The organism is Tautonia rosea, from assembly GCF_012958305.1.
Taxonomy (GTDB): domain Bacteria; phylum Planctomycetota; class Planctomycetia; order Isosphaerales; family Isosphaeraceae; genus Tautonia; species Tautonia rosea.
In genome coordinates this window covers 402,109-415,123 of record NZ_JABBYO010000006.1, presented here as the reverse complement: position 1 = coordinate 415,123, position 13,015 = coordinate 402,109, and the positions used below count along the sequence as shown (strand labels likewise).

11 protein-coding genes and 1 other RNA gene are annotated in these 13,015 nt (G+C 63.4%); 7 read left to right on the top strand and 5 right to left on the bottom strand.

The genetic code is table 11. From position 1 onward, the window contains the following. The 7 genes from HG800_RS13345 to HG800_RS13315 all read left to right on the top strand — a co-directional run bounded on the left by HG800_RS13345 (window position 1) and on the right by HG800_RS13315 (window position 7,153). Complete coding sequence (locus HG800_RS13345; protein ID WP_169977106.1) at window positions 1–288, top strand: hypothetical protein; 288 nt, start codon at window positions 1–3, stop codon at window positions 286–288. Window positions 289–482: 194 nt separating this feature from the next. Continuing rightward, window positions 483–580: signal recognition particle sRNA small type (ffs, locus tag HG800_RS13340), an RNA gene on the top strand. 162 nt (window positions 581–742) lie between these two features. After that, window positions 743–2,698, top strand: a complete 1,956-nt coding sequence (gene dnaX / locus HG800_RS13335; protein WP_315852032.1) for a DNA polymerase III subunit gamma/tau — start codon at window positions 743–745, stop codon at window positions 2,696–2,698. A 113-nt stretch (window positions 2,699–2,811) separates the two neighbouring features. Beyond that, window positions 2,812–3,159 carry a YbaB/EbfC family nucleoid-associated protein gene (locus tag HG800_RS13330; RefSeq protein ID WP_169977105.1) on the top strand — a complete coding sequence of 116 codons (348 nt, stop codon included), beginning with the start codon at window positions 2,812–2,814 and terminating at the stop codon, window positions 3,157–3,159. Further along, window positions 3,156–3,797: a recombination mediator RecR gene (gene recR / locus HG800_RS13325; RefSeq protein ID WP_169977104.1), complete on the top strand. Its 642-nt coding sequence runs from the start codon at window positions 3,156–3,158 to the stop codon at window positions 3,795–3,797. Before HG800_RS13330 ends, recR begins: the two co-directional genes overlap by 4 nt. Before the next feature lie 282 nt (window positions 3,798–4,079). Further along, entirely contained in the window at window positions 4,080–5,507 is a 1,428-nt protein-coding gene (rpoN, locus tag HG800_RS13320) for an RNA polymerase factor sigma-54 (RefSeq protein WP_169977103.1), read from the top strand. A gap of 149 nt (window positions 5,508–5,656) precedes the next feature. Further along, on the top strand, window positions 5,657–7,153 hold the full coding sequence (locus HG800_RS13315) for an ATP-binding response regulator (protein WP_169977102.1): 1,497 nt from the start codon (window positions 5,657–5,659) through the stop codon (window positions 7,151–7,153). Window positions 7,154–7,175: 22 nt separating this feature from the next. On the opposite strand, the gene HG800_RS13310 is transcribed toward HG800_RS13315, so the two are convergent. The 5 genes from HG800_RS13310 to HG800_RS13290 form a co-directional block, all read right to left on the bottom strand. Next, the gene (locus HG800_RS13310) at window positions 7,176–7,610 is read right to left on the bottom strand and encodes a helix-turn-helix domain-containing protein (RefSeq protein WP_169977101.1); all 435 of its coding nucleotides are present in this window, start codon (window positions 7,608–7,610) and stop codon (window positions 7,176–7,178) included. A 509-nt stretch (window positions 7,611–8,119) separates the two neighbouring features. Further along, window positions 8,120–9,184, bottom strand: a complete 1,065-nt coding sequence (locus tag HG800_RS13305; protein WP_169977100.1) for a polyprenyl synthetase family protein — start codon at window positions 9,182–9,184, stop codon at window positions 8,120–8,122. A 210-nt stretch (window positions 9,185–9,394) separates the two neighbouring features. Beyond that, window positions 9,395–9,898 (bottom strand): cyclic pyranopterin monophosphate synthase MoaC, encoded by a 504-nt coding sequence (moaC, locus tag HG800_RS13300; RefSeq protein ID WP_169977099.1) that lies wholly within the window; start codon window positions 9,896–9,898, stop codon window positions 9,395–9,397. Between the two features lie 98 nt (window positions 9,899–9,996). Next, complete coding sequence (locus HG800_RS13295) at window positions 9,997–11,649, bottom strand: ArnT family glycosyltransferase (RefSeq protein ID WP_169977098.1); 1,653 nt, start codon at window positions 11,647–11,649, stop codon at window positions 9,997–9,999. 224 nt (window positions 11,650–11,873) lie between these two features. Then, entirely contained in the window at window positions 11,874–12,446 is a 573-nt protein-coding gene (locus HG800_RS13290) for a helix-turn-helix domain-containing protein (protein WP_169977097.1), read from the bottom strand. Window positions 12,447–13,015: the final 569 nt, after the last annotated feature.

Sequence of the window (13,015 nt, the reverse complement as noted above, 5' to 3'; positions counted from 1 at the left end):
ATGTGGATCGAGCGATGGAAGCACTATCGCCAGAGGGTGTTCGCCGTCCTGGGCACGGCGTTGATCGTGGTCGGCGGGCTGGTCAAGTGGGTCGGGTTTGCGGAGGCAGGCCAAGGCTTGCTGGTTGTTCTTTCGGGGCTCGGGGGGTTGCTGGGCGTGCTGATCGTGGCCGATGTGACGGTTCATGCGCGGCTCGGGAAGGGCCAGGCCTGCATGAGTTGCGGCCATGTTCGCCCCCTCAGGTCGTTCCGATGGGCAGGCCCCTGTCCCAAGTGTGGTGAGCCTTGAGCGGGCGAGGGAGCGTTCCCGGTGCTGACGACGAACTGTTGTCGATCCTGTACGTAAGAATAGAAGAAATGGGCAGCGGCGCCCGGCTCTGACTTGCGAGTCTGGGGGTGTTGAGGCATAATGATTTCTTCTGCTCAACCCGACATGGAGCGGCACCACGGGCTCGCAATTTCTTGAGGGGGTCCGGGTGAGTCGGGGGGGACCCGAGCAATTGAGGCGCGTGAACCTGGTCAGGGCGGGAACGCAGCAGCCATAAGCGTGACCTCGATGTGCCCGGGAGCACCTCCCCGGCTCTCCCGGCCTCCTTCGGGACGAGTGTGGACCCGACGCCAACGCGATCCACGCACGGGGCAATGCCTTGCGGACGTGATCGAAGGGGGGATCGGATCGGGTTTGGAGTAATAAGACGACGCCCCCCGTCTGGGTTTCTTCGGCACGACGGAGCGCCTTATCCGTGGCACGGACCAAAGCCAGCGCCCCGGACCCTTCGACCGACTCTCCGAGCGTGGAAACGCTCTCCGCAAGCCCGAGGTGGGAGGGAGAGGCGTACACGGTCGTGGCGCGTCGCTACCGACCACAACGGTTCGAGGATGTGGTCGGGCAAGACCATGTCGTCCGGGCCTTGCGCAACGCGATCCGGATGGATCGAGTGGCCCAGGCGTATCTGTTCAGCGGGACCCGAGGGGTCGGGAAGACCTCGATGGCCCGGATCTTCGCCAAGGCCCTGAATTGCGAGCGGGGCGGGCCGACGGAAACCCCATGCAATGAATGCGACACCTGCCGGGCGATCGCCCTGGGGCAGGATGTGGACGTGATCGAGATCGACGGAGCAAGCAACAACGGCGTCGAGGCGGTGCGCGAACTTCGCCAGAACGCCGGCCTGCGGCCCAGCCGATCGCGGTTCAAGATTTACTATATTGACGAAGTACACATGCTTTCAACTAGTGCCTTCAACGCATTGTTGAAGACGCTGGAGGAGCCGCCGAGCCACGTTAAGTTCGTCTTTGCAACGACCGAGCCGAACAAGATTCCGATCACGGTGCTATCGCGCTGTCAGCGGTTTGACTTTGCCGGGATCGGGCCGGAGCAGATCGTTGATCAACTGGCGAGCATTTGTGAGCGCGAGGGGATCAAGGCGGATCGCGAAGCGCTGCACGTGGTTGCCCGCCGCGCGGCGGGTTCGATGCGGGATGCGCAGTCGTTGCTCGAACAGTTGCTCTCGTCGGGGGCCGAGCATCTGACGGCCGATCGGGTGCATGAGCTGCTGGGGATTGCCGGGGATGACCGAGTCTTGACCTTGCTCGATGCGCTGGCGGATCGATCGCCAGGCCGGGCGCTGGAGGTCCTCGATCAGGCGGTCAACGACGGCGTGCAGCCGACGGACGTCCTGAATGCGTCGATCGAGTTTTTGAGAGACGTGATGGTTGTCTCAGCCGGTGCTGAGGTGGCCCCTCTGGCGGCCCTGCCGGGTCAGCGGGAGCAACTGGAAGGCTTGGCCGGCCGCTGGACGCTCGACACGGTGATCGCCGCGCAGCAGATCTTGGCCGAGACGCGAGGGAGGCTCCGGGGAAGCCCGTTTCCGAGGCTTATGGTCGAGCTGGCCTTTTGCCGGGTCGCCCGTTTGGAGAACCTGACCGAGCTGAGCGAGGTGATTGCGAGGCTCTCGGGGCAGGAGGCCGGGGCGCCCCCTCCCGGACCGGATGGTGCTGTAAAAAAAAAGTCCGTTGAGCCGCTGAGCCAGGCAGCCCCCGCACCTCGGCCGTCAATGGCGTCGGTTTCGGCTCCAACACCGGCTCCGGAGGCTGAGGTTCCGCCGCATCTCGGCAATGGCAATGGCCACGGAACGGGTCAAGGGCGGGCCGAGGCGGTGATCGAGAGGCCCCCCCCTGCTCCCTTGGGACGAGATGAGCAGACGAGCAGGCCGTCGGCCTCGGTGTCCGAGGAGCAGGACGGTTCGGTGCTGCAGCGGGCGCGATCGGCCTGGCAATCACTGATTGATCGGGCCGAGGAGCTGAAGCTGCCGGCGCACTTCAAGCGGCTGGAGCCGTCGGAGGTTTCGGAATCGGGACTCGTGGTCGTGGCCGTGCCGGCGGCGTACAACTATCTGGCCGATCGTTGCAATGCGCCCGAGCTGCGATCGAAGATCGAAGGGCATCTGGCTGAGGCGCTTGGCCGGGGCGTCTCGGTGCGGTTCGATCGGGAAGCGTCGACAGCCCCGGAGCCGAGCGTCATTGAGCCGGGATCGTCGGCGCATCAGGCGGTACTGGAGGATGATCTGGCCCAGCAACTGGTCGCCCGGTTCGAAGCCCAGTTGCGTCGGGTCGAGGTGGAACCGGAACGCCGAGCCGGATCGGATGCCGACGCCTCGGCTGATTCCGAATCCGATCCCGGAGCCGAGGCAGACGACTGACGCGACGGCTCGGAGGCTCATGGAGCGACGCACCGGGTCGTCTCTTGTGTCCGCTTCCTGGCTTCTCTCAACGATTTCGCCATGAACTCAATGACCTGCGAGGGGGAGACACCATGTTCGGGAACCTTGGCAATCTTGCCGACCTGATGCGCAACGCCGGGAAGATCCGGGAGCAGATGGAACAGGCCGCCGAGCAGCTTGGCAATGTTCAGGTTGAGGGCTCGGCCGGTGGAGGAGCGGTCAAGGCAACCGTCAACGGCCGGATGGAGCTGGTGTCGGTACGCATCGACCCGAAGCTGACCACCGACGGCGATGTGGAGTTGCTCGAAGATCTGGTGACCGGAGCGGTGAACCAGGCCATGAATCGGGCTCGGGAAGAAGCCGCCAAGACGATGACCGGCGGCATGGGGCTGAACATGCCCGGCCTCGACTCGCTGTTCCCTGGAGGAGGCCGACCGTGAGCGCCGGCCGCTACGGAGGTCCGTCTCCGGTCGATCCGAGCGCCTCGGGAACGGTCGATCGGCTGGTCCAGGCACTCGGGAGGTTGCCGGGGATCGGGGCCAAAAGCGCCGAGCGGCTGGCTCACCATTTAATCCGATGTCCGGTTGAGGATGCCGTCGCGTTGGCCGAGGCCATTCGGGCGGCTCGCGATCAGATTCATCACTGCGCGCTCTGCGGGCACCTGACCGAGTCGGGACAGGAGCGCTGCACGATCTGCCGAGATCCGAGGCGAGACGAAGCCCTGGTTTGCGTGGTCGAACACTCTCGTGATTTGATGGCGCTGGAAAAAGCCGGAACCTACAATGGAAGGTATCACGTCTTGCACGGTCGATTGGCGCCGTTGCAAGGAGTGTTCGAAGATCAGTTGAATCTGGGTCGGCTGGAAGAACGGGTGCGCCAAGGAGGCATCCGAGAGGTGATTCTGGCCACTAACCCGACGCTCGAAGGAGACGCAACCGCCCGGCTGGTGGCCGATCGCCTCGGACCATTCGGCGTGCCCATCACGCGACTCGCGCGCGGGCTTGCTTCGGGCGGGTCGCTGGAATTCGCCAATAAAGAGATGCTGGCCGACGCGTTCCAGGGTCGTCAGCAGTATTGATCGTGGTTATCGAAGAGGGCGTTCCGACGCTCCCGGTCGTCGCAACCGCTTCGAAATGCTCCCGAATTCCCCGCATGATCCGGGATCGAGGAGAACTGCTCTCCCCTTTTGCGTGACGCGGTGGTATGATTTTTGCTGATCGATGTTCCTGAACGCCAGAGAAGCTGGTCGTCGGCGGTTCGGTCATCGGAGCGGGTGGTGCTCGCGGCCATTCGATCGATCAGATCAGGAACCGGATCAGGGACGATTTGCCCCGGGACACTTCGCGGAAGCAGAACGCGTATGCGGCTCGATACCTCTCAACAAATGCGGACCGACATGCGAATGCGCATGGCGCCCCGCATGATCCAATCCATGGAAATCTTGCAACTGCCGTGGCTTGCCCTGCAGGAGCGGATTGACCAGGAATTGATCGAGAATCCGCTCCTCGAAGACCTTCGCGAGTCGGTGGCTCCGGAAGGTCAGGTTGAGGAACCCTCGACCGATGACGACGCGAAGATTGACGAGACGGAAATTTACGACGACTGGGACAACTGGGACACCTCGGGCGAGCAACACCGGCCGAGCCGAGCGGCGTTGGTCGAGGAATCGGATCGCAAGCACGACGCGATGCAGAACATGGCCTCGCGTCCGCCGTCGTTGCACGACTCGTTGAGCGAGCAATTGTCGTTTCCGGATATCGACCCGAAGGTCCGGGGGCTGGCCGAGTACATTATTTCCAATTTGGACGAGAACGGTTACTTCACCGGGATCGACATTCCCGACCTGGTCCGGGACGCCGGCGGGGCCGTGACGTTTGAGCAGGCCGAGCAGGCGCTGGCCCTCGTGCAGAAACTCGATCCTCCGGGTATCGGGGCACGGAACCTGCGCGAATGCCTTTTATTGCAGCTCACGCCCGAGACACCGCACGTCGAGGTGCTTCGCCTGCTCGTGAGCAACCATCTGGACGACATTCAGCAGAACCGCTTGCCGGTGATCGAGAAAAAGACGGGTCTGTCGCTGGCCGAGATCAAAGAAGGCCTGGAACAGCTTCGCCGGCTCGACCCGAAGCCCGGAGCGCGGTTCAATCCGGGATCGGCCCAGTATGTGGTGCCCGACCTGATTGTCGAGCCTGATGAACACGGTGAATATCAGGTCCGGCTGGTCGATGAGCACGCGCCCCAGTTGACCATCTCGCGGCGCTATCAGCGGATGCTGAAGGATCGCGGAGGGGACCCGGAGGCCCGGGCGTTCATCCAGAAAAAGATACAGTCGGCCCGGTGGCTGATTGAGTCGATCGAGCAACGTCGGAGCACCTTGCTCAAGGTGGCCAAGGCGATCATCGCCCATCAGCGCGACTTTCTCGACAAGGGGCCCGAGGCGATCCAGCCGCTCAAGATGCAGCAGATTGCCGATCAGGTCGGCGTGCATGTGACGACCGTGAGCCGGGCCGTCGATGACAAGTGGGTCCAGACTCCTCGGGGAATCTTCGCCTTGAAACGGTTCTTCGGTGGCGGCACGCTTAGCGCCGACGGTGAGGAAATCGCCTGGGACACGATCAAGCAGAAGCTCACTGAGATCATTGCCAAGGAAGACAAGAGCAAGCCCCTCTCAGACGAGGAAATCGTCGATGAGCTGGGTCGCCAAGGCCTGACCGTCGCTCGACGAACGGTCACGAAGTACCGCAAGGCGATGCGAATTCCTTCCAGCCGTCATCGGAAAGAATTCTGATTAGGTCGCCTGATCTCCGGATGAACCACCTTCGCAACGCTTTATCCTGCAAGACACAGGCCCGACCTTGCCAAAGATAGCCTGCATGCTATAATCAATCTGTTCAGGAGGTCATTTTTCGACCAAGGGACCATCAGGGAGTGATGACCATGACCGTGTCGCTTCGATTGACTGAACTCCAGGTTGATCCTGACGAGCTTTGCGTCATCAAGCACGCGGTGGAGGAGGAAGGGGGATCGATTACCTTCCGTCACCTGGATTGTCCGACAGGATTGAAGACCATCGGGCCGGACGATGCGGATGTGATTGTGGCCTTGCACCGCACCGGGCTTTCGGATGCTCGGCGTTGGCTCCCGCGGAGGAGGGTTGGCGCGGGGCCTCCGGTGATCGTGATTACGGAAGAGGATTCGCTCGAGCATTACAAACAATTACGGCGACTCGGGGCGTTTGCGGTGGTTCCTCGGGGCCATCCTGCGTGCTTGATTCAGGCGGTTCGGCTGGCGGCGGACTCCTCGATCCTGGACCCGTCGCCCGGTCGGGCTTCGGAGCCTCCTTCGGAATCGGAGCATCGCCGGATGGCCGGCTTGATGCGGGTGATCGGCCACAACCTGAGGGACCTGCTCGGGGTGATCACCAACGCGGTGGAGGTGCTGTCGTTCCAGAATGTGCCGGGATCGTTGAGCCAGCAGCGGACGATCGAACTGCTCGATCGCCAATGTCAACGGATGGCCGGGTTGCTGGATGACTACTCGGAGATCGCCCGGATTGAGTCGGGAGAGGCTCCGGAAGTGGTCGAGGTGGTTGAGCTGGGCGGGCTGCTGGGGCGGGCGATTCGACGGGCGCAACAGGAGGCTCGGGACGAGCAGGTGGACTTCGATCGCGTGGCCCGAGCCGACCCGCTCTGGTTACGAACCGATGCCAAGCGGCTCGAACACCTCGTTCGCCACAGCCTGCATTACTGTCGGCGCGCCTGCAAGGATTGTGAGTTGATCCGGGTTGACTGGCGGCAAGCGTCGGACAGGCTCGAACTGGTCTTCGAACTCTTGCCCGAGGCTACCAACTTCGAGGTGCCGCGCTCCGAGAAGTCGATCGACCTGGATTTGTTCCTTGCGTCAATTTTCGCCGACCGGCTTGGAGGCCTGCTCAGGCCTGGCCCATCATTCGTGATCGAATTGCCCCAAACGATCGTCGCGGAACTCGGGCCGAGCGAAGTCAACGCCCCCCCGTTGCGGACCCGAACACCCCAACGCCCCGGGTCGGCCGGTCATGTGTTGCTCGTCGATGACAATCTGGAGTCGATCCAGGCCCTTGGCCTCTTGATCGGCCGGCTGGGCTGGCATGTCCGGGCCACACCCCGGATCGACGAGGCCCGGGAGATGATTCAGGCGTTCCGGCCTCAGGTCGTGCTGATTGGCTTGCACATGCCGTTCATCGAGGGACACACGCTCGCCCGGAGAATCCGGCACGACGTGGTCATGGATGCTCCGCTCTTGATTGGAATTAGCAGCTCATCCTCCCCTCCTGTAACAGACCCGGAAGGGGAACGCGCATTCGACCACATTGTCACCAAACCGGTCCGGCTAGCGGAACTGGCCGCCCTGCTCGGTCCGGCGGGGCCGCAAGCGCAGGAGGCCTCGTCCGGTTGATCGATCGGGCCGAAAGGCAGGGTCATTCGCCCGTCGCGCCGGAGTGCGAAGGAGACGAGGGAAAGGGCCGAAATTCGACGCCGTAGAGCCGACGGATCGCGGTCTCGAAGCCGAGAATGCGGGTCGCGTCGAGGATCATTTCCACCTCCCGAGAGCCGATGGTCCGTGCGAGCTCAAGCAACGCCTGCTCCTGTGAGGGAAGTGAGACGGGCTCGGTATGAGGATCATCTTGCAGGCTGTCATCGGCCAGGAAGTCGACAGAGACCTCAAGCGCTCGGGCCAGCCGCAGGATATTGGGTAATCCGGGCCGCTTTGATTGCCCTTTGAGCAGCCGGGAAACCTCGGAGTCGCTGACCCCCGATTTCTGGGCCAGTGCCTGCTGGGACAACCCGAGCTGAAGCATCCGGCGATCCAGTTTCCGGGCGAGCGTCATTGCGGAAGTGTTCTGGGCAGACACGTCTCGGGATGCTCGGGTCAGAGACTGCCTCGAACGATCGAGGACGGACCTCGGGGGCGAGGAAGGAATCATGCGGGACGGTTCCACCGTGGCGGGGAACCGCTCATTGTGGGTGTGTGGTGGTGACATACGTTGAATCAGCGTCCCAAGGCTGGCATCTGGGCCAACAAATTTTGAAGATTACCCCTCGGTGCCGATCTTTCGTGGTGTCTCTCCAACCTGAGTCGAACCATGCTCTGAGAAAAGGTGTACAAGACTGGTGTTTCCTGGAAACGCAGTCCGAAGGGAGGCAAGTGCGGAGCGTGCCCGGCACTCGTGCGAGGCCCTTTGAGTACGTTGGTTTTCAGGTCCCTTCCCTGGCCCACCCGTTTCGGAACCAGGCGTGGTCGGAATTCCACCGGCTTATAAGAACGACAGAGCGAGAGGGAGGAGGATTGGGCGCAGGCAGTTCAAGGGTCGAAGGGGCTAACGCCCCCTGACCGAATTGCGAGACCGATGCAGCGATCGCGTCAGAAGCTGCGCCGGGCGACGAGTTGCGCCAGGCCGTCGAGGATGTCTCGGGCTGGCGAGGGAGGAAGGATCCGGAGCTGTTGACGGGCGGAGTCGATGAACGACCGAGCTCGATCCCAGGCTTCGTCGAGCGCCCCGGAGGCTTCAAGCATCGGCCGCAAGGTGCGGCGGGTCTGGTGGGATGGGGTCGCCAGCAGGTTCCGAACGGTCGCGGCATCGGTCGGGTCGGCCGATCGCAGGAGGAGGATGATCGGCAAGGTGAGCTTTTGCTTATCGAGGTCGGTGCCGAGGGTCTTGCCGGTATCGTCCTCGTCTCCCCAGAGGTCGAGCAGATCGTCGGCGATCTGGAAGGCGACGCCGAGGTCTCGGCCGTAGTGGTCGAGGGCGTCACAGGTTTCGGGGTTTGCACCGGCGTAGTGAGCGCCGAGGCGGCAGGAGACGGCGGTCAGCTCCGCAGTCTTGCCGCGGACGATCTCGTAATACGAGGTTTCGTCGAGGTCGAGGTCGCCGCGGTGGTGGACCTGCTGGAGTTCTCCCTCGCAAACGAGATTGGTGGCTCGGCCGATCACGCGGCAGGCGTAGGTGGATTCCAGCGAGGCAGCGAGGTGGAAGGCATGAGTAAACAGGTAATCACCGAGCAGGACGGCGGCCTCGGCCCCCCACTCGGCATTGATGGTCGCGGCGTGGCGGCGGACGGTGGCCTCGTCGAGAATATCATCGTGGACGAGGGTGGCGGTGTGGATCATCTCGACGACGGCGGCGACGACCGGGTGAGCGGGTCGGATGCCACCGCAGGCCTGAGCCGTGAGCAGGACGAGGGCCGGGCGAAGCTGCTTGCCCCGGAACCGGGCCGAGTGCTCAACCAGGCGCTGGACGTAATCGCTCCGGCTATTCAGTTCGTCTCGAAAGATTTGTTCGGCTTCGACCAGGTGGGGAGCGATCGGGGCGTAGGCGTCTCGCAAGCGTCGGGCGAGTTCATCAGGCCCGATCCACGACGAGGTCCGTTCCCCGAGTCGAGATCGGCCGGTGAGCGGGTTGTGATGGAGGGTATCGACTTCGGCCATCAGCACGGGTCCCGTCGGCTCAAGCGGGGGCGAGGCCCCCGGGGAATGGGGATCGGGAGTCAGGTCGTGTTTACCAGTGGGGAAATCGACCTGCAACCCCCGATGGATTCGGTCTCGCTTCCGGGGTGGGGAAGGAGGGAGATGCAGAGGGATTGATCAACAGGGGCTCCGGAATCGCCTGAGCGTGGTGGAGCCGCTCCCATCAAGGTCTCAGGGCTCTGGGTTCAGGTGAGGGAGTGACTCAAGACGCTGGTAGGTTCCGCTCCGGCCGCCCGCCTTGGCCTCCAGGACGATCTGTTCAATGACCATGCCGCGATCGACCGCCTTGCACATATCGTAAATGGTCAGGGCGGCAACTGAGACGGCGGTCATCGCCTCCATCTCGACCCCGGTTCGACCGACCAGTCGGGCCGTGGCCTCGATCCGAACGGCGTCGTCTCCGAGTGGCTCGAAACGGAGTTCCACCGCATCGAGCCCCAGGGGATGACACAGGGGGATCAACTCTCCCGTGCGCTTGGCCGCCATGATGCCGGCGAGCCGGGCGACCTCGAAGACATCTCCCTTGGACAGCTTGCGGTCGCGGATCAGGGCCAGTGTTTCCGGCTTCATCCGAACGAGTCCGCTCGCCGTCGCCGATCGAAGCGTTTCAGCCTTTCCTGAAACATCGACCATTCGACCGGCTCCCGACTCGTCAAAGTGGGTCAGGCCGGACACAGGGGCACTCCTCCGATCCGTCGAACTCCACAGACGAAAGCCCTCGATGGGGTTGCCGTCCGTTCTTGCCAGGATTGTAGACGAGCCGCCCGCAAAGTTCAATTCGTTCTGAACGAATCTTCGCGATTGTCAGGGACGAATGTCGGCGGGGGTGGATCGAACCGATAGAGGCGGGAGAGCCAGACCCCTGCTCGGGATTGCTCACGCACGGGCTTGCCGCGTGTCTGGGCGGCTTCGATCGTGGGAGACCAGTAGGCGGAGCGCCGGAAGACGAGTAGCCAGCGTGATTCGGCGATCCCCTGTTCCGGGAGCAGGCGAATCTCCTTTTCGAAGAGGCCAGGGGTGAGCAACGCGGTGGGGTAAAGGTGGTGGAAGGTCGGGGCGATGGCAACCGATTCTCCTTCCGGGACAAGTCGCTGAACCTCGTCGAGCAATGAGGGGTCAAGGGTGTCTCCCCAGTAGGTCAGCTCCATGCCGAGGCGATCGGCCCCGGCCAGGCCACCGATCAACAGGTTGTAATAGCTCAACTGATACGGGTGCATCCGGACCACCCCGACCCCTTGCGCGACGACCAGGGCCATGAGCAAGGTCTGAAGTCCTCGCCGTGTGCCGACCCGATTCCAGAGCCACTGGAAGCCGAGGCCGATGAGCAAGGCCCAGCTGGGGAAGACATGGAGAAAGAGGCGTTCGCCGTCGTAGACCGGGGCTCGGGTGCTGAAGAGGACAAGGAACAGGAGGATCGACGCGGCGAGAAAGGCAGGAAAGGGGTTCGTTCGAGCCTGTCGAACCCCTTGAACCAGGCCGATCAGGCCGAGTAGGAGAAGACCGATCGGCATGGTCAGGGCGAAAAAGACCCAAGGGTAATGCCAGGGCAAGGCGACGTCCTCGATCACCTGGCCGAAGTAGAGGACCCGGATCGGCTGACGATCGACACTGGTGGAAAGAAACCGGACGAGACGCTCGGCCGAATCGTTCCAGAGCCACGGCCAGCCGACCACGAAAACGAGCAACCCGACCAGCCCCCAGAGGATCGCGCCGGGAATCGCCTTGCGAATCGGCAGCCGGACCAGGGCATAGCCAACGACCAAAGGCGGCAAGAGCCAGGCGTGGATCTTTGTCAGAAGGGCCAGGCCCCAGAGAGCACCGGCGATCGTCAGGCCAAGGACAGGCCGACGGGCCTCGATCCCCCGAGCCGCCGCGAGCAAAGCGAGGCTCCAGAACAGGGCGAGGACCGTGTCGAGTGTCGCAAAGTGTGCATGAGCGAAGACGCGAGGCATGAAGATGAGGGAAACACCGGCGACGATCCCGGCCGGGAGACCGAAGCGTCGGGCCGCCTCCCGGGTAATGAGGCCGACCAGGACGGCAAAGGCAAGCATCGGGGCCATGCGGGCCGGATGGACCGACATCGGATCGGTGCCGCCGAGCAGGCCCTCGACCGGCTCGAAAACGACCGAGGCCAGGCCGACGAGCCATCGGCCGAGCGGAGGATGCTGGGCATTGTCGGCAAAGAAGGCGTCGAGATTGGCCTGTCGGACGGAGCCGACGCCTCGACTGCCGACCTGATCGATCAGCCCTCCCGCGAGGCTGAGATAGTTGCGGCCGACCTTCACGTCGATCGGTTCGTCGCTGGTGATGCCCGGATCACCGATCGTCAGGAGCACGGCCAGACCGGCAATCGTTCCCAGGAGCCAGGGCCATCGGGCGATCGAGGGAGCCGGAGTCGGAGTTGCCATCGGCGCGGGGTCGGGCATCGGGAGGCATCGGGCGAGAGGAGCGATCGGGCAATCGGCAGAGCAACACGATGGCTCGCATCATACCCAGGGGGATCGGGTTGATGCCAAAGGTCGGAGGATCGAATTGTGAGGTTCGGGAAACGATCGCGGGCCCCAGGGAATGGCCCCGGCGAGGAACGCCGGGAATTCCCGATGGGGCCCGAGAACGCAGTCGAACCGAACGAAGCGGAGATCGCGGAGGATCAGTCCTCGTTCTTCTTCTGGGCGATGAGCCGCTTGACCCGTTCGGCGAGCAAGGCGCCGTCGAAGGGCTTCTTGAAGCCGTCGTGGAAGCCGAGGCGGTAGATCTCGTCGCCGGGCTCGTCGCTGGTCAGGGCGATGAGGACGGTGCTGGCGTGATCTTCGCTTCGCTTCAGGTTCTGGGCGATCTGACCGGCTTCGATGCGGCCGATGGCCATGTCAATAATGATGCAATCCGGGTGGAAGCTTTCGGCACGAATGCCGGCTTCGAATCCGGACGCGGCGACTTCGAGGCGGAAGTCCTCGGTTTCGCGGAGGTGGTCGCGGAGCATGGACTGGAGCGGGCCGTCAGCCCCGACTACCAGCACTTTGCTATAGACCTCGGCTTCAAGCTCGCCGAGAGGCATCCCGTATTCTTTGAGGAATCGCAGCAAGTTATCCCGTGGGATACGGCGATCCTGCGAACCCGGGATGCGATATCCCCGCAGTCGGCCGGAATCAAACCACTTGCTCACGGTTCGGGGCGCAACTTTGCAGATCTTGGCGACCTGACCAGTCGTATAAACCTTCTTCATATCGAGGACTCCACTCGGATCGGAGTACGTGAGAGACCTCGGAGGTGTCCGAGACCCCCTCCTTGGGGCCGGGCCGGCCCGATCCGACGCGGACGGGGAGCGTCGCCAGCTCCGGCCGCATCGGCCGGGGTCAGCGGATCGGGTTGCCGAGAACGAGCCGGGTCCGGGGCGAGCGGACATCGGCGGGCAACCAATCGATTCAACCGTCACCATCCGTGGATCGTAGGGACCGATCGCTCCGCGGAAGCGAGTGACACATGGTCCTTGACGGACCGTTGCGTCGAGCACTTGCACGGAACCGACCCGCTGACACCGCGTCATGCAGGCCGCCCGGTTCAGGTCACCCGGAGGGGGGTTCGCTCGCCTCCTTGCGGTAGCGGACCTGACCGTCAAGACTAATTTTCGATCGGCGCGGCCGGCGACTTTAGGGAGGGTTACAACACAAGCCCGGTCGGGAGACGTGTACCGGGGGTCGCCGAGAGGGGAATGGTGCCGGCAGGAGCTATCAACACAAGTGTTCCGGCCAGTCGAGACGGGAGGAAGATTCGGGGGAAAATCGATCCGGGAGG

Bases quoted from the DNA above. Each gene is read 5' to 3' on its own strand.
- HG800_RS13345 (WP_169977106.1), top strand. From the start codon at position 1: ATGTGGATCGAGCGATGGAAGCACTATCGCCAGAGGGTGTTCGCCGTC.
- HG800_RS13330 (WP_169977105.1), top strand. From the start codon at position 2,812: ATGTTCGGGAACCTTGGCAATCTTGCCGACCTGATGCGCAACGCCGGG.
- rpoN (WP_169977103.1), top strand. From the start codon at position 4,080: ATGCGGCTCGATACCTCTCAACAAATGCGGACCGACATGCGAATGCGC.
- HG800_RS13315 (WP_169977102.1), top strand. From the start codon at position 5,657: ATGACCGTGTCGCTTCGATTGACTGAACTCCAGGTTGATCCTGACGAG.
- HG800_RS13305 (WP_169977100.1), bottom strand. From the start codon at position 9,184: ATGGCCGAAGTCGATACCCTCCATCACAACCCGCTCACCGGCCGATCT.
- HG800_RS13295 (WP_169977098.1), bottom strand. From the start codon at position 11,649: ATGCCCGACCCCGCGCCGATGGCAACTCCGACTCCGGCTCCCTCGATC.
- HG800_RS13290 (WP_169977097.1), bottom strand. From the start codon at position 12,446: ATGAAGAAGGTTTATACGACTGGTCAGGTCGCCAAGATCTGCAAAGTT.